22 protein-coding genes are annotated in these 18,687 nt (G+C 68.8%); all 22 read left to right on the top strand.

All coding sequences use genetic code 11. The annotated features are described in order from the left end of the window. A partial coding sequence (locus ACK41U_RS09605) for a PfkB family carbohydrate kinase (RefSeq protein ID WP_409678970.1) occupies nt 1–423 on the top strand: 423 nt, incomplete at its 5' end. Nucleotides 424–621: 198 nt separating this feature from the next. Further along, nucleotides 622–1,884, top strand: a complete 1,263-nt coding sequence (fabF, locus tag ACK41U_RS09600; protein ID WP_409678967.1) for a beta-ketoacyl-ACP synthase II — start codon at nt 622–624, stop codon at nt 1,882–1,884. Next, nucleotides 1,884–3,065, top strand: a complete 1,182-nt coding sequence (gene mltG / locus ACK41U_RS09595; RefSeq protein WP_409678985.1) for an endolytic transglycosylase MltG — start codon at nt 1,884–1,886, stop codon at nt 3,063–3,065. The genes fabF and mltG overlap by 1 nt, the downstream gene beginning before the upstream one ends. 108 nt (nt 3,066–3,173) lie before the next feature. Beyond that, nucleotides 3,174–3,629: a hypothetical protein gene (locus ACK41U_RS09590; protein WP_409678965.1), complete on the top strand. Its 456-nt coding sequence runs from the start codon at nt 3,174–3,176 to the stop codon at nt 3,627–3,629. 368 nt (nt 3,630–3,997) lie between these two features. Then, on the top strand, nt 3,998–4,300 hold the full coding sequence (locus tag ACK41U_RS09585) for a permease (protein ID WP_409678962.1): 303 nt from the start codon (nt 3,998–4,000) through the stop codon (nt 4,298–4,300). After that, complete coding sequence (locus ACK41U_RS09580) at nt 4,257–5,603, top strand: DNA-packaging protein (RefSeq protein ID WP_409678959.1); 1,347 nt, start codon at nt 4,257–4,259, stop codon at nt 5,601–5,603. Before ACK41U_RS09585 ends, ACK41U_RS09580 begins: the two co-directional genes overlap by 44 nt. A 120-nt stretch (nt 5,604–5,723) precedes the next feature. Beyond that, entirely contained in the window at nt 5,724–6,908 is a 1,185-nt protein-coding gene (locus ACK41U_RS09575; protein ID WP_409678956.1) for a phage portal protein, read from the top strand. Between the two features lie 4 nt (nt 6,909–6,912). Then, nucleotides 6,913–7,143 (top strand): hypothetical protein, encoded by a 231-nt coding sequence (locus ACK41U_RS09570; protein WP_409678954.1) that lies wholly within the window; start codon nt 6,913–6,915, stop codon nt 7,141–7,143. Between the two features lie 3 nt (nt 7,144–7,146). Beyond that, a complete protein-coding gene (locus ACK41U_RS09565; RefSeq protein WP_409678951.1) occupies nt 7,147–7,677 on the top strand; it encodes an HK97 family phage prohead protease in 531 nt (176 codons plus the stop codon). A gap of 124 nt (nt 7,678–7,801) precedes the next feature. Next, complete coding sequence (locus ACK41U_RS09560) at nt 7,802–8,965, top strand: phage major capsid protein (RefSeq protein WP_409678948.1); 1,164 nt, start codon at nt 7,802–7,804, stop codon at nt 8,963–8,965. Nucleotides 8,966–9,162: 197 nt separating this feature from the next. Continuing rightward, nucleotides 9,163–9,777, top strand: a complete 615-nt coding sequence (locus tag ACK41U_RS09555; RefSeq protein WP_409678946.1) for a hypothetical protein — start codon at nt 9,163–9,165, stop codon at nt 9,775–9,777. Further along, the gene (locus tag ACK41U_RS09550) at nt 9,777–10,115 is read left to right on the top strand and encodes a head-tail adaptor protein (RefSeq protein ID WP_409678943.1); all 339 of its coding nucleotides are present in this window, start codon (nt 9,777–9,779) and stop codon (nt 10,113–10,115) included. Before ACK41U_RS09555 ends, ACK41U_RS09550 begins: the two co-directional genes overlap by 1 nt. Continuing rightward, nucleotides 10,112–10,531 carry a DUF3168 domain-containing protein gene (locus tag ACK41U_RS09545; RefSeq protein WP_409678941.1) on the top strand — a complete coding sequence of 140 codons (420 nt, stop codon included), beginning with the start codon at nt 10,112–10,114 and terminating at the stop codon, nt 10,529–10,531. The genes ACK41U_RS09550 and ACK41U_RS09545 overlap by 4 nt, the downstream gene beginning before the upstream one ends. Before the next feature lie 11 nt (nt 10,532–10,542). Beyond that, nucleotides 10,543–10,956 carry a phage major tail protein, TP901-1 family gene (locus ACK41U_RS09540; protein WP_409678938.1) on the top strand — a complete coding sequence of 138 codons (414 nt, stop codon included), beginning with the start codon at nt 10,543–10,545 and terminating at the stop codon, nt 10,954–10,956. Then, nucleotides 10,956–11,270, top strand: a complete 315-nt coding sequence (locus ACK41U_RS09535; RefSeq protein WP_409678935.1) for a gene transfer agent family protein — start codon at nt 10,956–10,958, stop codon at nt 11,268–11,270. Before ACK41U_RS09540 ends, ACK41U_RS09535 begins: the two co-directional genes overlap by 1 nt. Next, on the top strand, nt 11,267–11,509 hold the full coding sequence (locus ACK41U_RS09530; RefSeq protein ID WP_409678932.1) for a rcc01693 family protein: 243 nt from the start codon (nt 11,267–11,269) through the stop codon (nt 11,507–11,509). The genes ACK41U_RS09535 and ACK41U_RS09530 overlap by 4 nt, the downstream gene beginning before the upstream one ends. Continuing rightward, on the top strand, nt 11,496–12,146 hold the full coding sequence (locus tag ACK41U_RS09525; RefSeq protein WP_409678928.1) for a phage tail tape measure protein: 651 nt from the start codon (nt 11,496–11,498) through the stop codon (nt 12,144–12,146). The genes ACK41U_RS09530 and ACK41U_RS09525 overlap by 14 nt, the downstream gene beginning before the upstream one ends. Before the next feature lie 13 nt (nt 12,147–12,159). Next, on the top strand, nt 12,160–12,792 hold the full coding sequence (locus tag ACK41U_RS09520; RefSeq protein ID WP_409678925.1) for a TIGR02217 family protein: 633 nt from the start codon (nt 12,160–12,162) through the stop codon (nt 12,790–12,792). Then, on the top strand, nt 12,789–13,622 hold the full coding sequence (locus ACK41U_RS09515) for a DUF2163 domain-containing protein (protein WP_409678923.1): 834 nt from the start codon (nt 12,789–12,791) through the stop codon (nt 13,620–13,622). Before ACK41U_RS09520 ends, ACK41U_RS09515 begins: the two co-directional genes overlap by 4 nt. After that, entirely contained in the window at nt 13,615–14,046 is a 432-nt protein-coding gene (locus tag ACK41U_RS09510; protein WP_409678920.1) for a peptidase, read from the top strand. Before ACK41U_RS09515 ends, ACK41U_RS09510 begins: the two co-directional genes overlap by 8 nt. A 27-nt stretch (nt 14,047–14,073) precedes the next feature. Continuing rightward, entirely contained in the window at nt 14,074–17,958 is a 3,885-nt protein-coding gene (locus tag ACK41U_RS09505) for a glycoside hydrolase/phage tail family protein (protein ID WP_409678918.1), read from the top strand. Next, the gene (locus ACK41U_RS09500) at nt 17,948–18,658 is read left to right on the top strand and encodes a DUF2793 domain-containing protein (protein ID WP_409678915.1); all 711 of its coding nucleotides are present in this window, start codon (nt 17,948–17,950) and stop codon (nt 18,656–18,658) included. Before ACK41U_RS09505 ends, ACK41U_RS09500 begins: the two co-directional genes overlap by 11 nt. Nucleotides 18,659–18,687 lie beyond the last annotated feature (29 nt).

The following is an 18,687-nucleotide window of genomic DNA, read 5'->3' as shown; positions in this document are numbered from 1 at the left end:
GACCCGTTCTGTGTCGACCGGCACCGCGAGGATTTCCGTCGTCTGGTCGCGGGGCCGATGGATTATGTGATCGGCAACCGGCAGGAATGGTGCGCGCTCTATCAGGTCGAGGATCTGGAAGAGGCGCTGCGGCAGGCGGTGGCCGATTGCGGCACGGTGATCTGCACGCGGTCGGGCGAGGATGCGATCCTGATCCGGGCGGGCGAGCGGGTCACGGCGCCGGTGCATCGCGTGGTGCCGGTGGATGCGACCGGCGCGGGCGATCAGTTCGCGGCCGGGTTGCTGTACGGGCTGGCGCAGGGCCGGCCGCTGGCAGAGGCGGGGCGGATGGGCTGTATCGCGGCGGCAGAGGTGATCGGGCATATGGGGGCGCGGCCTGAGGGCGACATCCGGGCGGCGTTCAGGGCCGAAGGGTTGGGATAGTCTGCGTCCCGCGGCAGCCGGGGGGCTTCGCGCCCCGTCAGCCAGCGGTTCTTGAACCGATGGCGAACCACCGGCTGACCCCCCGCGGGATATCTCGAGACCAAAGCAGGCGCATAGGCGTCGCGGTTTCGTGGCGTTGCGTGGTTGCGGCGGGGCGTGTATCACGTCGCGCAATGTGAGCAGTTGAAGGACAGGCGGATGCGCAGGGTTGTTGTCACCGGATTGGGGATGGTCACGCCGCTGGCCTCGGGCGTGGAGGCCAGCTGGGAGCGGCTGCTGGCGGGAAAGTCGGGCGCAGGGCCGATCACGCGGTTTGATGCTTCAGATGTGGTGACGAAATATGCCTGCGAGATCCCCCTGGGGGACGGCTCGGACGGGACGTTCAACCCCGATGACTGGATGGCGCCGAAGGACCGGCGCAAGGTCGATGATTTCATTCTCTACGGGATGGCGGCAGCGCAGCAGGCGGTCGAGGATTCGGGCTGGATGCCCGAGGATGAAGAGAGCCGGCAGCGGACCGGCGTGATGATCGGGTCGGGGATCGGCGGGCTGTCCTCGATCGCCGAGACCGCCGTGCTGATCAAGGAACGGGGGCCGAAGCGGGTCAGCCCCTTCTTTATTCCGGGTGCGCTGATCAATCTGATCTCGGGTCAGGTGTCGATCCGCTATGGATTCAAGGGGCCGAACCATGCGGTGGTGACGGCCTGTTCGACCGGGGCGCATGCGATCGGCGATGCCTCGCGGATGATCCGCTATGGCGATGCGGATGTGATGATCGCGGGCGGGGCCGAGAGCCCGATCAGCGAGATCGGGATTGCCGGGTTCAACGCCTGCAAGGCTTTGTCCACCAGGCGTGCGGATGATCCGCAGGCGGCCAGCCGACCCTATGATGCCGATCGCGACGGGTTCGTGATGGGCGAGGGGGCGGGCGTCGTCGTGCTGGAGGAATATGAGCACGCGGTGGCGCGGGGCGCGAAGATCTATGCCGAGGTGCTGGGTTACGGCATGTCGGGCGACGCCTATCACATCACCGCGCCGAGCGAGGATGGCGATGGCGGATACCGGGCGATGCAGGCGGCGTTGAAGAGTGCCGGGCTGAGCCCGGACCGGATCGACTATATCAACGCGCATGGCACCAGCACCATGGCCGACACGATCGAGCTGGGCGCGGTCGAGCGGCTGCTGGGCGAGCATGCGGCGGGGGTGGTCATGTCCTCGACCAAGTCCAGCATCGGGCATCTGCTGGGGGCGGCAGGCGCGGTCGAGGCGATTTTCTGCGTGCTGGCGATCCGTGATCAGATCTGTCCGCCGACGATCAATCTGGACAATCCGGCCGTGGCGCCGGTGCTGGATCTGGCGGCGAATGCTGCCGTGCGTCGCAGGGTGGATGTCGCACTGTCCAACAGCTTTGGCTTTGGCGGCACCAATGCCAGCCTGATCATGGGGCGGGTCGCGGGATGATCTGGCGAAACCTTGCCTCGAACATGCTGACGCTGCTGATCGTGATCCTGATCGCGGCGGCGGCGGCGGTGGCCTGGGCCAAGCGCGAGTTCAGCGGGCCGGGGGCCAGCGAGATCGCGCAATGTGTCGAGATCGCGCCGGGCGACAGTCTGGGCGTGGTCAGCCAGCGGCTGGCGGGGCAGGGGGCGGTCTCGAACGCCTATGTCTTCCGGGCGGGGGCCGATTACATGGGCCGCGCCGGGGATCTGAAATTCGGCAGCTATCTGGTGCCGCCGCGCGCCAGCATGGAAGAGATCGTCGCGGTGGTCACGGCGGGCGGGCCCTCGACCTGCGGGACCGAGGTGATCGTGCGGGTGGGCGTGCGCGAGAACACCATTCTGCTGCGTGACACCAACCCCGAGACCGGGGCCTATGAGGAGGTCGCGCGGTTCAACCCGGCTGCGGGTGAGCGCCCCGAGATGATTGCCGAGGCCGAAGAGCGCCCTGATGTGCGCATGTCGCTGGTCATGGCCGAGGGTGTGACCAGCTGGCAGGTGGTCGAGGCCCTGAAGGCGGCCAGCGTGCTGACGGGTGAAGTGGCCGAGATCCCCGCCGAGGGGACGCTGGCGCCCGACACCTATCTGCTGGCGCGCGGACAGGAGCGGTCCGCGATTCTGGCCGAGATGGCGCGGCGGCAGGCGGCGATTCTGGCGGCTGAATGGGACAATCGCGCCGAGGGTCTGCCCTATGCCAATCCGCAGGAGGCGCTGATCATGGCCTCGATCGTCGAAAAGGAGACGGCTGTGGCGGATGAGCGGCCTCAGGTCGCCAGCGTGTTTGTGAACCGGCTGCGGCAGGGGATGCGGCTGCAGACCGATCCGACGGTGATCTATGGCGTGACCGAGGGGCGCGGCATTCTGGACCGGGGCATCCGGCGGTCGGAGCTGGATGCGCGCACGCCGTGGAACACCTATCAGATCGACGGGCTGCCGCCGACGCCGATCGCCAATCCGGGCCGCGCCGCGATCCGCGCGACGCTGAACCCGGACACGACCGAATATATCTTTTTTGTTGCGGACGGGACCGGGGGGCATGCCTTTTCGCGCACGCTGGCCGAGCATAATGCCGCCGTCGCCCGCTGGCGCGAGATCGAACGCCAGCGCGGTCTGCCCGCCGATGGTCCGGTCCAGACGGACGGCTGATCCCGGTAGGGTTTGACATTAAGAGGTCCCCGCAGCAGGCTGTTGTGGGGGCCTTTTGCGTGCTGCGGCATCCGGTCGTGGCGGCGCCCCCGTCAAGGGAGACCCGCCATGAAGATGTCCGATATGTTTGCAGTGCTGGCCGAGAATGCCCGCAGCTTTGAAGAGCGCATGGGGGCCTGGCAGGCCGAAATGTCGAAAAACAGCGAAAATGCCGTCGAGCAGGCGCGCAAATGGCAGGAAACCGCCATGCAGCGTCAGGAAGAGGTGAACAGCCAGATCCGCGCGCATATGGAAACCGCCAATGAACAGGTGCGCGGCCAGTGGCAGAAGATGCAGTCGGGCTGGGAAGAGCAGCTTGAGAAGATGCGCGCGCAGGGCGAAGAGATGCGGGCCGCGGCCATGAAGATGACCGGCGGCAAGGACGGGCAGGGCTTTGCCGACTGGAGCGAGGCCTATGCCGCGCAGATGGTGTCGTTCGCGCAGAAGATGCAGGGCGAGGCCGCAGAGGCGATCACCCGCGCCACCGAGGCGCGCGCCGGGAAAACGACGACCCGAAAGAGCTGATCCGCGAGGTGAGTCCGCGCAATGGCGGTTGCTGTTGCGCGGTTTTTTCCCTGCGTGCGCAGGGGGTGTTGCGCGGCTTAACCCTTTGTCAGGACAGGTTTATCTTATCTTCCAGGGTCGCGCTTAGGTTTAGTGATTGACCTGGCGAACGCCCTGAAGTAGAAATTACACATGCTGGAAGAGGTGGGCAAGCGGCCGGGGGAAACCCTTGGGCCGCTTTTTTCGTCTCTTGGCTCGTGCGGACAGGACACGAGGCGGGGCAGTGCATGAATGATATGGAATGGGGCGGACCGGGGGAACCCGGTGGATCTGTTGTGGCTGCGGTCCAGCCCGGCTGCGAGGCCGGGCTGCGGGCGGCCGGAGCACCCGTGGACGAGGACGAGATCGCCGTCGCCCAGTGGTTGTTCTGGGACTACGTCAAGGATCTGCGTCTGCATCAGGCCGAGCTTGCCTCGGCCGGGGTGGACGGGATCGACCCGGCCCGTCTGAAAAAGGCGGTGGAGGCGGCGCGCACGGTTCGCGATGCCATCCAGCTTTTGATGGTCGAAAGGAACAAGGTTGACAAACTTCGCAAGGAGATCGCCGGAGGGGTCGGAGGCGGCAGCCTCGATCTTGACGCCGCAAGAGATGAAATCGGGCGCCGCCTGGCTTGCCTCCGCCGCGCCGGATGAGGTCGAGGCGTTTCTGGGCGGGCTGTCGGACAATGCGCTGATGTCGCTGCCCTGGCTGTTCGAGTTCTGGGCGCTGCCGCATCAGCTGCCGCCCCCGGGTGACTGGAAGTCATGGGTGATCATGGGCGGGCGCGGCGCGGGCAAGACCCGCGCCGGGTCGGAATGGGTGCGGCGCATGGTCGAGGGGCCGACTGCGGCGGCCGGGGGCAGATGTCACCGTGTCGCGCTGGTCGGTGAGACCTTTGATCAGGTGCGCGAGGTGATGGTGTTTGGCGAAAGCGGCATTCTGGCCTGCTCGCCGCCCGACCGGCGACCGGTCTGGGAGGCGGGGCGCAAGCGGCTGGTCTGGGCCAATGGCGCCACGGCGACGGTCTATTCGGCGCATGAGCCCGAGGCGCTGCGCGGGCCGCAATTCGACGCCGCATGGGTCGATGAGCTGGCCAAGTGGAAAAAGGCCGAGGATGTCTGGGACATGCTGCAATTCGCGCTGCGCCTGGGCGAGCATCCGCAGCAGGTGGTCACCACGACGCCGCGCAATGTGGGCGTGCTGAAGCGGATCCTTGGCAATGCCTCGACCGTGGTCAGCCATGCGCCGACCGAGGCGAACCGCGCCTGGCTGGCCGAGAGCTTTCTGGCCGAGGTGCAGGCCCGCTATGGCGGCACGCGGATGGGGCGGCAGGAGCTGGAGGGCGTGCTGCTGGACGATGTCGAGGGCGCGCTGTGGACCACCGCCATGCTGGAGGCGGCGCGGGGCGAGGCTGTGCCGAAGCTGGACCGGATCGTGGTGGCGGTCGATCCGGCGGTCACCGGCGGCCGGGCCAGCGACGAATGCGGCATCGTGGTCGCGGGCGTCGAGATGCGCGGCGATCCGAAGGACTGGCGGGCCTGGGTGCTGGAGGATGCCAGCATCCGCGGCGGTCCGACCGACTGGGCGCGCGCCGCGATTGCCGCGATGGACCGGCATGGGGCCGAGCGGCTGGTGGCCGAGGTCAATCAGGGCGGCGATCTGGTGGAAAGCGTGATCCGGCAGATTGACCCGCTGGTGCCGTTCAAGGCGTTGCGGGCCTCGCGCGGGAAGGGTCTGCGGGCCGAGCCGGTGGCGGCGCTGTATGAGCAGGGCCGGGTGCGGCATCTGCGGGGCGGGTCATTGGGGGTGCTGGAGGATCAGCTGTGTCAGATGACCGTGCGCGGCTATGAGGGGCGGGGCAGTCCCGACCGGCTGGATGCGCTGGTCTGGGCGATCCATGAGCTGATGATCGAGCCTGCGGCGGGCTGGCGGCGGCCGCAGATGCGGGTGCTGTGAGGCGGGTGCTGTGAGGCGGGCGCCGGGGGTTTCACCCCCGGACCCCCAGGATATTTGGATGAAGAAGAAAGGGCTGGCCGTTGGGCCGGCCTTTTTCATGGCCGCATGAAGGAGGCGAGGATGGCGTTTCGAATGTTTTCGCGGGAGCAGAGGGCTGCTGCCGTGCCGGAGAGAAAGGCCAGTGCAACCGGCCGGGTGGTGGCTTTTGCCAGTGGCTCGGGTCGTCCGGTCTGGTCGGCGCGGGATACGTCCAGCCTGACACGTGGCGGGTTCATGGGCAATCCGATCGGGTTCCGTTCGGTCAAGCTGATTGCCGAGGCGGCGGCGGCGGTGCCGCTGGTCTGTGAGGATCACGCGCAGCGCTATGAGGCGCATCCGGTGCTGGATCTGCTGCGCAGGCCCAATCCGGGGCAGGGGCGGGCCGAGCTGTTCGAGGCCTTGTTCGGGCAGATGCTGCTGTCGGGCAATGGCTATCTGGAGGCGGTGGGGCTGGCGGGCTCGGGCCTGCCCGGCGAGCTGCATGTGCTGCGCGCGGACCGCATGAGTGTGGTTCCCGGTGCGGATGGCTGGCCGGTGGCCTATGAATATGCCGTGGGCGGGCGCAGGCATCGCTTTGACATGACCGGCAGCCCCGATCCGATCTGCCATATCAGGAGCTTTCATCCGCAGGACGATCACTACGGGTTGTCGCCGATGCAGGCCGCCGCCGTGGCCGTGGATGTGCATAACAGCGCCAGCGCCTGGTCGAAGGCGCTGCTGGACAATGCAGCCCGGCCCAGTGGCGCGATCATCTACAAGGGGATCGACGGGCAGGGCGTGCTGAGCCCCGAGCAATATGACCGGCTGGTGGGCGAGATCGAGATGAACCATCAGGGGGCGCGCAATGCGGGCCGTCCGATGCTGCTGGAGGGGGGGCTGGACTGGAAGCCGATGGGGTTCTCGCCGTCTGACATGGAGTTCCATGAGACCAAGCTGTCGGCGGCGCGCGAGATTGCGCTGGCCTTCGGGGTGCCGCCGATGCTGCTGGGGATCCCCGGCGATGCGACCTATGCCAATTATGCCGAGGCGAACCGGGCGTTTTACCGCCTGACCGTGCTGCCGCTGGCGGCGCGTGTTGCGGCCTCGGTCGCGTGGTGGCTGTCGGAGCATCTGGGCGCCGAGGTTGATCTGCGCCCCGATCCCGACCGCATCCCGGCCTTGTCGGAAGAGCGCGATCAGCATTGGCGGCGCGTGAGCGAGGCCTCGTTCCTCAGCGATGCGGAAAAGCGGGCGATGCTGGGGCTGGCGCCGATGGCCGGGGCGTGACGCCGTGGAGGGGTCGCGTTTCGTCAGGGATGCCGGCTGGCACGATCAGCGGTTCGAGGCGCAGGAGCGGATCATGGCGCTGCAGTTCGGCGCCGTCGAAAAGCGGCTGGAGCGGATCGAGGTGCTGATCGAAGGGCTGGAGCGGCGGCTGTGGATGACGGTGTACGGCGTGGTCGCCGTGATCCTGACGCAGGCCGTCCAAGGGATACTTGAATTTGCGCCGAAAGGGGGCTGAGGCATGGTTGCGGGGCTGGAAGTGAAATTCGCGGGCGGCGGGCCGGTTCTGTCCGACGGCCATGTGATCGAGGGCTATGGCAGCCTGTTCGGGCTGACCGATCAGGGCGGCGACGCGGTTCTGCCGGGCGCCTTTGCCGCCTCGTTGAAGCGGCTGGCGGCCAGGGGCGACAAGGTGCGGATGCTGTGGCAGCACGACCCCACCCGCCCCATCGGCGTCTGGGACGAGATCCGCGAGGATGGCCGGGGCCTGTGGGTCAAGGGCCGTCTGCTGCCCGAGGTGGCGCAGGCCCGCGAGGCCGCAGCCCTGATCAAGGCGGGCGCCATCGAGGGGCTGTCGATCGGCTATCGCACCATCCGCGCCACGCGCGACCCGAAGGGCCGCCGGATGCTGGCCGAGATCGAGCTGTGGGAGGTCTCGCTTGTGACCTTCCCGATGCTGCCCGAGGCGAAGGTGGGCCGCAAGGAGGCGGGGGATCTGCGCGAGATTGCCGCGATCTTTGCCGAGGCCGCGCAGGCTTTGCGCCGCGCGTGACAGTCATTCGGGCCGCGCGGTTTGCGCGGCCTGTCAGGGTTCGGACCGCCCCCGGAGGTGGTTCGTCAACAGGGGCGCGCGTCAACAGGATCGTCCCCCGATCATCCGCGATGAGGAGAACACCATGACCGAGGCAAAGGCCGCGGGCGGCAGCGACATGCCTGCCGACCTGAAGGGGGCCATGACGGGGTTCGTGCACGAACTTCGGGCTTTCCGTGACGATATTCAGACCCAGCTCAAATCACAGGACGAGCGTATGACCATGATCGACCGCAAGACCGCCCTTCGCAGCCGCGCCCCGCTGTCCACCTCGGCCGAGGCCGCCGCGCCGCACCAGAAGGCGTTCAATGCCTATCTGCGCCACGGCGACGATGATGGCCTGCGCGGGTTGACCATCGAGGAAAAGGGCCTGACGGTGGTCAGCGATGGTGGCTTTCTGGCCGCGCCGCAGGTGGCCGAGACGGTTCAGAACGCATTGCATTCCTCGGCCTCGTTGCGCCGGCTGGCCAATGTCGTGACGATCGAGAGTGCCGTCTATGAGGTGCTGGTCGAGAAGGGCGACATGGGTGCGGGCTGGGCGACCGAGGCTGCCGCGACCGAGACCGCCAATGCGGGCATCGAGCGGATCGCCATCCCGGTCCACGAGCTGTCGGCCATGCCCAAGGCCAGCCAGCGTCTGCTGGATGATGCGGCGTTCGATGTCGAGGGCTGGCTGGCCGAGCGCATCGCCAGCCGCTTTGCGCGGTCCGAGGCGCTGGCCTTTGTCCGGGGCGATGGTGTCGACAAGCCGCGCGGCATCCTGAACTATCCGACCGCCGCCAATGCCGGTGCGACGGCGGCGCAGATCGGCTTTGTCGGGACCGGCGCGCTGGGTGATTTTGGCACCACGGCGCCGATGGACGCGCTGGTCGATCTGATCTTTGCGCTGGGGGCCGAGTATCGCGCAAACGCCTCGTTCCTGATGAACTCGAAAACGGCGGCGCGGGTGCGCAAGATGAAGGACGCCGATGGCCGGTTCCTGTGGAGCGACCCGATGACGGCGGGTCAGGTGCCGCAGCTGCTGGGCTATCCGGTGATGGTCAGCGAGGACATGCCGGACATCGCGGCGAATGCGTTCGCAGTCGCCTTCGGTGATTTCCGCGCGGCCTACACGATCGTCGAGCGCCCCGACCTGCGGGTGCTGCGCGATCCGTTCAGCGCCAAGCCGCATGTGCTGTTCTATGCCACCAAGCGTGTCGGCGGCGGGGTCACCGACTTCCGCGCCGTCAAGCTGCTGCGGTTCGCCTGATCCCTCCGGGGACCGGGTGAAGGGCAGGGGGTGCGCTTGGTGTGCTGGTCGTTCCGGCTTAGCAACTGTCCGCGCGCGCTGATGGCTGGCGGGCGGGCGCGCCCCCTGCCCGATCTGTGGCGAATTGGCGGGGCCCCGCGCGGGGGCCTCGTCCGGGTTGAACGGTGGTGCGGACGGCAGGACGGGAGGTTCGCGACATGATGCTGATTGAGGAAACCGCGGTGGCGGCAGAGGCGCTGCCCGTCGCCGCGCTTCGGGCGCATCTGCGGCTGGGGACAGGTTTTGAGGGGCCCGATGATGCCGCCGAGACCGCCGCCCTGCAGGGATTTCTGCGCGCCGCAATGGCCGCGATCGAGGCGCGGACGGGCAAGGTGCTGCTGAAGCGGCGCTTTGCCATGCGGCTGGATGACTGGCGCGACCGGCTGGGGCAGGCGCTGCCCCTGGCGCCGGTTCACGCGGTCGAGCGGATCGTGATCGGGGACGGTGACGGGCAAGAGACGGATCTGGCCCCGGACAGCTGGCGGCTGGTGCCTGACAGCCAGCGCCCGGTGATCCTGCCCATGGGCGTGGTGCTGCCGCATGTGCCGCGCCGGGGCAGCCTGACGGTCACCTTCATGGCGGGCTTTGGTGAGGCATGGGCCGAGGTGCCCGCCGATCTGGCCCATGCCGTGATCATGCTGGCCGCGCGCTATTACGAGGACCGCCACGATGAGGCCGCGCGGCAGGCGCTGCCCTTTGGGGTCAGCGCGCTGATCGAGAAATGGCGCGCGGTGCGCACGTTAGCCGGGCGCGGCAACCGGGAGTGGCGCTGATGGGCGCGCCGCGACTGACCAGCGAACTGGTGCTGGAGGAGGGGCAGCGCCTGCCTGATGGCATGGGCGGGCACCGTCTGGTCTGGACCGGGCTGGGGCGGCTGTGGGCGGCGATGGAGGCGCGGTCGGGGCGCGAAAAGGGTGCGGGCGTCGGGCTGATCAGCGTGGTGCAGTGGCGCATCACCCTGCGGGGCGCGGCGGTGGGCGATCCGCGCAGGCCCCGCCCCGGCCAGCGCTTTCGCATGGGCACGCGGCTGTTTCTGATCGAGGCGGTGGCCGAGGCCGACGGCATGGGCCGCTATCTGGATTGCTTTGCCCGCGAGGAGGATCAGCCATGAGCTATGGTGCAAGCGCCGCGTTGCAGGCGGCGGTCTATCTGCATCTGCGCGACGATGCGGCGCTGGCCGGTCTGGTCGGTGACGCGATTTTCGACGCGATGCCGGTGGCCGCGCCTGCGGGCGTTTTCGTCACCCTGGGCCCCGAGGATGTCCGCAATGCGGGCGATGTCAGCGCGGGCGGATCGCGCCACGATTTCGTGGTCTCGGTCCTGTCGGGCAACGATCAGGCGGTGGGCTTTGCGATGGTCAAGCAGGTCGCGGCGCGGGTCGCCGATCTGCTGGATGAGGGCCAGCTGACCCTGTCGCGGGGACGGCTGGCGGGAATGTGGTTTCTGCGCGCGGTGGCGCGCCGGATGGACAATGGTGCGGCGCGGCAGGTCGATCTGACCTTTCGTGCGCGCGTGGATCTGGGCTGAGGAGCAAGGCCATGGCGGTACAGAACGGTCGCGATCTGCTGATCAAGATGGATATGACGGGCGACGGCGCCTTCGAGACGGTGGCGGGGCTGCGCGCCACGCGCGTCTCGTTCAACGCCGAGACGGTCGATGTCACCAACCTCGGAAGCGAGGGGGGCTGGCGCGAATTGCTGGGCGGCGCAGGCGTGCGCAGCGCCCGGATCTCGGGCTCGGGGGTGTTCCGGGATGCCGATACCGACGGGCGCGCGCGGCAGGCGTTCTTTGATGGCGAGGTGCCGCGCTGTCAGGTGATCATCCCCGATTTCGGGCGCATCGAGGGCGTGTTTCAGATCACCTCGCTGGAATATGCGGGCAGCTATAACGGCGAGGCCACCTATGAGATCGCGCTGGCCTCGGCCGGTGCGCTGAGCTTTGTGGCGATCTGATGGCGAACCCGATGCGTGGCGAGGTCGCTCTGGTGATCGACGGCCAGCCCCGGCTGGCGCGCCTGACCCTGGGCGCGCTGGCCGAGCTGGAGCAGGAACTGGCCAGCCCCAGCCTGATGGATCTGGCCGAACGCTTTGAAAGCGGGCGCTTTTCGGGGCGCGACGTGCTGGCGGTGCTGGTCGCCGGTCTGCGCGGTGGCGGCTGGTCGGGGCAGGCATCTGATCTGATCGAGGCCGAAATCGAGGGCGGACCGATGGCTGCGGCGCGCGCGGCGGCGCAGTTGCTGGCGCTGGCGTTCCGGGGGCCTGCATGAGCGGCGCCGCGCTGGACTGGACCGGGCTGATGCGGGTGGGCCTGCGCGAGTTGCGGCTGCACCCGGATGCGTTCTGGGCGCTGACGCCCGCCGAACTGGCGCTGATGCTGGGGCTGGACCGGGCGCCCGCGCCGATGTCGCGCGACCGGCTGGCCGATCTGGCGCGGCTTTATCCCGATGCCCGCGCGCCGGGGACGGAACATAACGATACGGGGGACGATGGTGATGGCGATGGATGAAGGCCCGGCACTGGGCCGGATGGACGAGGATCTGGGCGCGACGGCCCGGCAGGCGACAACGCTTGAGGCGGGGCTGTCGCGGCTGCAACAGTCGATGGTGCTGACCAATCGCGAGATGGGCAGCCTGACCGCCGGGCTGGAGGGCGGCCTGCGCCGCGCCTTTGACGGGCTGATCTTTGACGGCGCCAAGCTGTCGGATGCGCTGAAGGGCGTGGGCCGGTCACTGGCCGACAGCGTCTATGGCATCGCCATGAAGCCGGTGGGAAACGCGCTGGCCGGGGGCATGCTGGGGCTGATGGGTCACGCGCTGCCGGGCGCGATCAGGCCCTTTGCCAATGGTGGCGTGTTCCAGCAGGGGCGGGCCTCGGCCATGGGTGGCGATCTGGTCGGCACGCCCACGGCCTTTCCCATGCGCGACGGGCGCGGGTTGATGGGCGAGGCGGGCGCGGAGGCGATCATGCCGCTGTCGCGCGGCCCGGACGGGCGGCTTGGTGTCGCCAGTGCGGGCGGCGGCGGGCGGGCAGTGAATGTCACCTTCAACATCCAGACCCCCGATGTTGCAGGCTTTCAGCGCAGCCAGTCGCAGATCGCGGCGCAGATGTCGCGGCTGATGTCGCAGGGCAATCGCAACAACTGAGGAGGTGAGGGCGATGGCCTTTCACGAGGTGAGATTTCCCGCCAGCCTGTCCTTTGGCAGTGTCGGCGGCCCGGAACGGCGCACCGAGATCGTGACCCTTGCCAGCGGGTTCGAGGAACGCAACACGCCCTGGGCGCATCCCCGGCGGCGCTATGATGCGGGGATGGGGCTGCGCTCGCTGGACGATCTGGCCGAGGTCGTGGCATTTTTCGAGGCGCGGTCGGGCCAGCTGCACGGGTTCCGCTGGAAGGACTGGTCGGATTACAAAAGCTGCCTGCCCTCGGCCGCGCCCGCCTTTGACGATCAGGTGATCGCGGTGGCGGACGGGCAGATGCGCAGTTTCGCGCTGACCAAATCCTATCGCTCGGGCGCGACGGTCTATCTGCGCCCGATCACCAAGCCGGTGCCGGGCACGGTGCGCGTCGGCGTGGGCGGCGACCAGAAGTTCCTGGGCACCAACTATACCGTCGATCACGGGCTGGGGCGGATCAACTTCCTTGAGCCGCCCGAGACCGGCGCCGAGATCAGCGCGGGCTATGAATACGACGTGCCGGTGCGGTTCGATGCCGACCGGATCGCCGTTTCGGTCTCGTCCTTCGAGGCAGGGCAGGTGCCCGACATTCCGGTGGTCGAGGTGCGGGTATGAGTGCGACCGAACGCGCGCGCGCCTGGGCGATCCGGCGCCGGGACGGGCTGACGCTTGGCTTTACCGATCACGACCAGCGGCTGCGGTTCGAGGGCATCCTGTTCCGCCCCGATCACGGGTTGACCGCCCGCGCGATCACGCAGGCCACCGGGCTGTCGGTCGACAACAGCGAGGCCGTGGGCGCGCTGAGCGCCGATGCCATCACCGAGCCCGATCTGATGGCCGGGCGCTGGGATGGCGCAAGCCTGCGCATGTGGGAGGTGAACTGGCGCGACGTGAGCCAGCGCCGGCTGAGTTTTCGCGGCACGCTGGGGGAGGTCTCGCGCGCGAAGGGGGCGTTCCGCGCCGAATTGCGCGGCTTGTCCGAGGCGCTGAATGCGCCGCAGGGCCGGGTCTATCATCCGCGCTGCACCGCCGAACTGGGCGATGGTGCCTGCAAGCTGCGGCTGGATGTGCCTGCCTACAGCGCGACGGTATCGGTCGAGGGGCTGGACGAGGGGCGGATCTTTTCGCTGACCGCATTCCCCGCCTATGACGCCAACTGGTTCGAGGGCGGCATGCTGGAGGTTCTGGACGGCGCGGCGCAGGGTCTGCGCGGGCGGATCAAGAACGACACCGCCCGCCCCGGCCAGCGCCGCGAGATCGAGCTGTGGTCGGCGCTGGCGATCCTGCCCGCGCCGGGCGATCAGATCCGGGTGGTGGCGGGCTGCGACAAGGCGGCGGGCACCTGCCGGTTGAAATTCGCCAATCTGGTCAATTTCCGGGGGTTTCCGCATCTGCCCTCGGAGGACTGGCTGCTGGCGCCGCAGGTGGGCGGGCGCAATGGCTGATCCGCGCGAGGTTGCGATTGCGCGCGGCTGGCTGGGCACGCCCTATATCCATCAGGCCAGCACGCGCGGCGCGGGCGCCGATTGTCTGGGTCTGATCCGGGGCATCTGGCGCGAGGTCCACGGCGCCGAACCCGAGACACCGCCCGCCTATAGCGGCGACTGGGCGGAATGCGGCGGGCAGGAAGCGCTGTGGCAGGCGGCGCTGCGGCATCTGTGCCCGGTGCCGGATGCGGCGGTGCTGACCCCCGGTCAGGTGCTGCTGTTCCGCATGCGCGAGGGGGCCATCGCCAAACATCTGGGGCTGGTCTCGCAGGCAGAAACCGCGCCGCGTTTTATCCATGCCTATACCTCTCATGGCGTCATCGAAAGCCCGCTGACCCGGCCCTGGGCCTCCAGGATCGTGGCGCGGTTCCGCTTTCCCTGACGCCCCTCAGTTACGAAGGATTTGAACATGGCCACGATTGTCCTGTCTGCGGTCGGCGCGTCGCTTGGCGCGGGGTTTGGCGGCACGGTGCTGGGCCTGTCGGGCGCGGTGCTGGGGCGGGCGGCGGGCGCGGTGCTGGGCCGCGCCATCGACCAGCAGCTGCTGGGCGGCGGCGCGCGGGCGGTCGAGACCGGGCGCATCGACCGGCTGCGCCTTCAGACCGCGGGCGAGGGGATGGCTGTCCCGCGCATCTGGGGACAGATGCGGCTGCCGGGCCATGTCATCTGGGCCTCGGCGCTGGAAGAGGTCGTGCGCCGCGAGAACATGCGCGGCGGCAAGGGCGCGCCGCGCACGCAGGTCAGTCAGATCAGCTACCGGCTGTCGGTGGCGCTGGCCTTGTGCGAGGGGCGCATTCTTGGCGTGGGCCGGGTCTGGGCGGATGGCGAGGAGATCGCGCAATCCGATCTGAACATGCGCGTCTATCGCGGCGATGAGGGGCAGATGCCCGACCCGGTCATCGCCGCGACCGAGGGTGATGCCGCCCCCGCCTATCGCGGCGTGGCCTATGTCGTGCTGGAGAACCTGAGCCTTGAGCGCTGGGGCAACCGCATGCCGCAGCTGAGCTTTGAGGTGACCTGCCCGGCGCGCGACGGCACCGGCCTGTCGCGCGATGTGCAGGCGGTGGCACTGATCCCCGGCACCGGCGAATATTCGCTGGCCACCACCCCGGTCAGCCATCAGGTCGAGCTGGGCGAGGCGCGCAGCTTCAACGTCAACACGCCGATGGGGGGGACGGATTTCCGCGCCTCGCTGGATGTGCTGGGGCGTGAATTGCCCAATGTCGGCTCGGTCTCATTGATCGTGTCGTGGTTTGGCAGCGATCTGCGGATCGGCGAGTGCAGGGTCAGGCCCAAGGTGGAATTCGTCAGCGACGAGGGCAGCGAGATGCCCTGGCGCGCGGGCGGGATCACGCGGGGGCAGGCGCCCGAGGTGGCGCGGGTCGAGGGGCGGCCGATCTATGGCGGCACGCCCTCGGACCAGTCGGTGATCGAGGCGCTGCGGGCGCTGACCGCCTCGGGGCGCAAGGCGGTGTTCTATCCGTTCATCCTGATGGAGCAGCTGGCCGGGAACGGGTTGCCCGATCCTTACGGCGCCGGGGAACAGCCGGTCATGCCGTGGCGCGGGCGGGTCACCACCCGCATCGCGCCGGGGCGTCCGGGCACGACGGACCTGACGGCTGTGGCGGTTGCCGAGGTGGCGGCGTTCTTTGGCACGGCCAGCCCCGGCGATTTCAGCCGCGACGGCGAGACGGTCAGCTATGGCGGCCCGGATGAGTGGTCCTATCGCCGGTTCATCCTGCATTATGCGCATCTTTGTGCGGCGGCGGGCGGGATCGACGCTTTCCTGATCGGGTCCGAGATGGTGGCGATGACGCAGATCCGGGGGCCGGGCAACAGCTATCCGGCGGTGGCGGCGCTGCGCCAGCTGGCGGCGGATGTGCGCGGGATTCTGGGGCCGGATGTCAGCATCGGCTATGCCGCCGACTGGTCGGAATATTTCGGCCATCACCCCGGCGATGGCGAGTTGTTCTTTCACCTCGACCCGCTGTGGTCGGACGAGAATATCGACTTTATCGGCATCGACAATTACATGCCGCTGTCGGACTGGCGCGATGGCGATGACCATCTGGATGCGGGTTGGGGGCGGATCGACAATCTCGACTATCTCAAGGCCAATGTCGCGGGCGGCGAGGGGTTCGACTGGTATTATGCCAGCGAGGCCGATCGCGACGCCCAGATCCGCACGCCGATCACCGATGGCGCCTATGACGAGGCCTGGGTCTGGCGCTACAAGGATCTGCGGGAGTGGTGGCAGAACCTGCATTACGACCGTCCGGGCGGGGTCAGAAACCGGGAGGCGACGGGCTGGGTGCCGGGCTCGAAACCGTTCTGGTTCACCGAACTGGGCTGTGCGGCTTTGGACAAGGCGACCAACCAGCCCAACAAGTTCCTCGATGCCATGAGCTCGGAAAGCACCTTACCGTGGTATTCCGACGGCACCCGCAACGATGCCTTGCAGGCGGCCTATGTCGAGGCGTCGATGGCGTTCTGGACCGATCCGGCCAACAATCCGCGCATGGTCGATGGGCGCTTTATGGTCGCGCCGGGGCGTGCCCATATCTGGGCCTGGGATGCGCGGCCCTATCCGGCCTTTCCGGGGCGCCCGGATCTGTGGTCGGACGGTCCGGCCTGGGATCGCGGGCACTGGCTGAACGGGCGGGCGGGGGCGGTCACGCTGCGCGCCGTGGTGGGCGACATCTGCCGGGCGGCGGGGGTGACAGAATATGACGTCAGCCGGATCTCGGGCGTGGTGCGGGGCTTTGCGCTGACCGGGCAGGACAGCGGGCGGGCGGCCTTGCAGCCCCTGATGCTGGCCTATGGCTTCGATGCGGTGGAACGCGACGGCGTGCTGACATTCGTGGCGCGCGATGCGCTGGCGCGGGTGGCGCTTGGCTCCGGTGATCTGGCCGTCGCGGGCGAGATCACCGGGCTGGAGACCACGCGCAGCCCGCAATCGGCGATGCCCGGACGTCTGCGGCTGACCCATATCGCGGCGGGTGGCGACTATACCGCCGCCACCGCCGAGGCGGCGCAGGACGGGCAGGCCCGCAAGGCGGTGGCCGACAGCGAGTTCCAGATGGTGCTGACCCGCCCCGAGGGACGCGCCATTGCCGACCGCTGGCTGGCCGAGGCCGAGGTGGCGCGCGACACGGCGCGGTTCGCGCTGCCGCCCTCGCGTGCGGATCTGGGGCCGGGCGATGTGATCACGATGGCGCAGCCGGGTCTGCCTGCTGGCCGCTGGCGGATCGACCGGCTGGAGCGCGCGGGCGCGATCACCATCGAGGTGGTGCGCGTCGATCCGGGCGTCTACCGCCCCGCGATCAGCCATCAGGAGCAGGGGAGCATCCGCCGCTATCAGCCGCCGATGCCGGTGCTGCCGGTGTTTCTGGACCTGCCGCTGTTGCGCGGGGACGAGGTGCCGCATGCCCCCTGGCTGGCGGTGTCGGCGCATCCCTGGCCGGGGACGGTGGCGGCCTATGTCTCGGGTGATGCCGAGGGCGGGTTCGACACCAACCTGCTGCTGGACCGCCGCGCGCTGATCGGGCGCACGCTGACGCCCCTGCCGCGCGCGCGGCCCGGCCTGCTGGACCGGGGCGCGCCGTTGCGGCTGCGGCTGACGCATGATCCGCTGGCCTCGGTCACGATGCGGGCGCTGTTGTCGGGCGCCAATGCGCTGGCGATCGGGGATGGCTCGGTCGAGGGCTGGGAGGTGCTGCAATTCGCCCGCGCCGATCTGGTCGCCCCGAATGAATGGGAGATCAGCCAGCGGCTGCGGGGGCAGGCGGGCACGGATGGGGTGATGCCGGATGTCTGGCCTGCGGGCAGCATGGTCGTGCTGCTGGATGGCGGGCCGCGTCAGGTCGATCTGCCGCCCTCGGCGCGCGGGCAGGAGCGGTTCTGGCGCATCGGCCCGGCGCTGCGGGCGCCCGACGATCCCGGCTATCGCAGCCGCATGACGGCGGCGCGGGGCATCGGGCTGCGGCCCTATGCACCCTGTCATCTGCGGCTGGAGGGGCCACGCCTGACATGGATCAGGCGCAGCCGGATCGAGGGGGATGGCTGGGACGGTCCCGACATCCCGCTTGGCGAGGATCAGGAGCGCTATGTCCTCCAGATCCTGCGGGGCGGGCAGATGCTGCTGGATCAGCAGGTCTCCGTGCCGTCGCACGACGTATCTGCGGACCTGTGGGCGGACCTGTCGCAGGGTGGGCCGTTCACCGTCCGCGTGGCGCAATTGTCGCAGACCTTCGGGCGCGGCCTCTTTGTCAGGAGAGATTTTCATGTCCAGTGAAACCGCACGTTTGCAGATGGCGCTGATCCAGCCCGCGCAGGCGCAGAAACATGTGACCGTGAATGAGGCGCTGATGCGCCTTGATGCCTCGGTCAATCTGGTGATCGAGAGCATCTCGCAGGTCACCCCGCCCGAAACGGTGCTGGACGGGCAGTGCTGGGCGGTGCCGGGTCAGGCGCAGGGGGTGTGGGCCGGGCAGGCCGGGCGGCTGGCCATCGGCGTCAATGGCGGCTGGGTGTTCCTGCCGCCGCGTCGCGGCATGCGCGCCTTTGTGGCCGACCGGGGGCTGGAGGCGATCCATGACGGCGCGGTCTGGGTCGTGGGCGCGCTGAGCCTGGGGGCCAGCGGGGCGGGCATGGTGGCGGGCATGGCCGAGGATGAGATCGCGATCACGCCGGGTGCATCGGTCACGACAGGTGTTCTCATTCCGGCGGGCGCGATGGTCATCGGCGCGGTGGCGCGGGTGACCTCGGGCCTGACCGGCACGCTGAGCAGCTGGCGGATGGGCACGGCGGGCGCGACCAACCGCTTTGGGCAGGGGCTGGGCAAGGCGAACGGCTCCTGGGCACGCGGCATTCTGGGCGCGCCGATGACCTATTATCAGCCCGAGCCGGTCCTGCTGACCGCCGAAGGGGGCAATTTCGCAGCGGGCCGCATCCGTGTGTCCGTGCATTGGTGGGAGCTGCGGCTGCCGGGATAAGGGCGGGCCGGACGCTGCCGGTCAAATTG

It is taken from the genome of Paracoccus sp. (in: a-proteobacteria), assembly GCF_046289755.1.
GTDB lineage: Bacteria > Pseudomonadota > Alphaproteobacteria > Rhodobacterales > Rhodobacteraceae > Paracoccus.
Note: the sequence above shows the minus strand (reverse complement) of the source record. Positions and strands in the feature narration are given on the sequence as shown.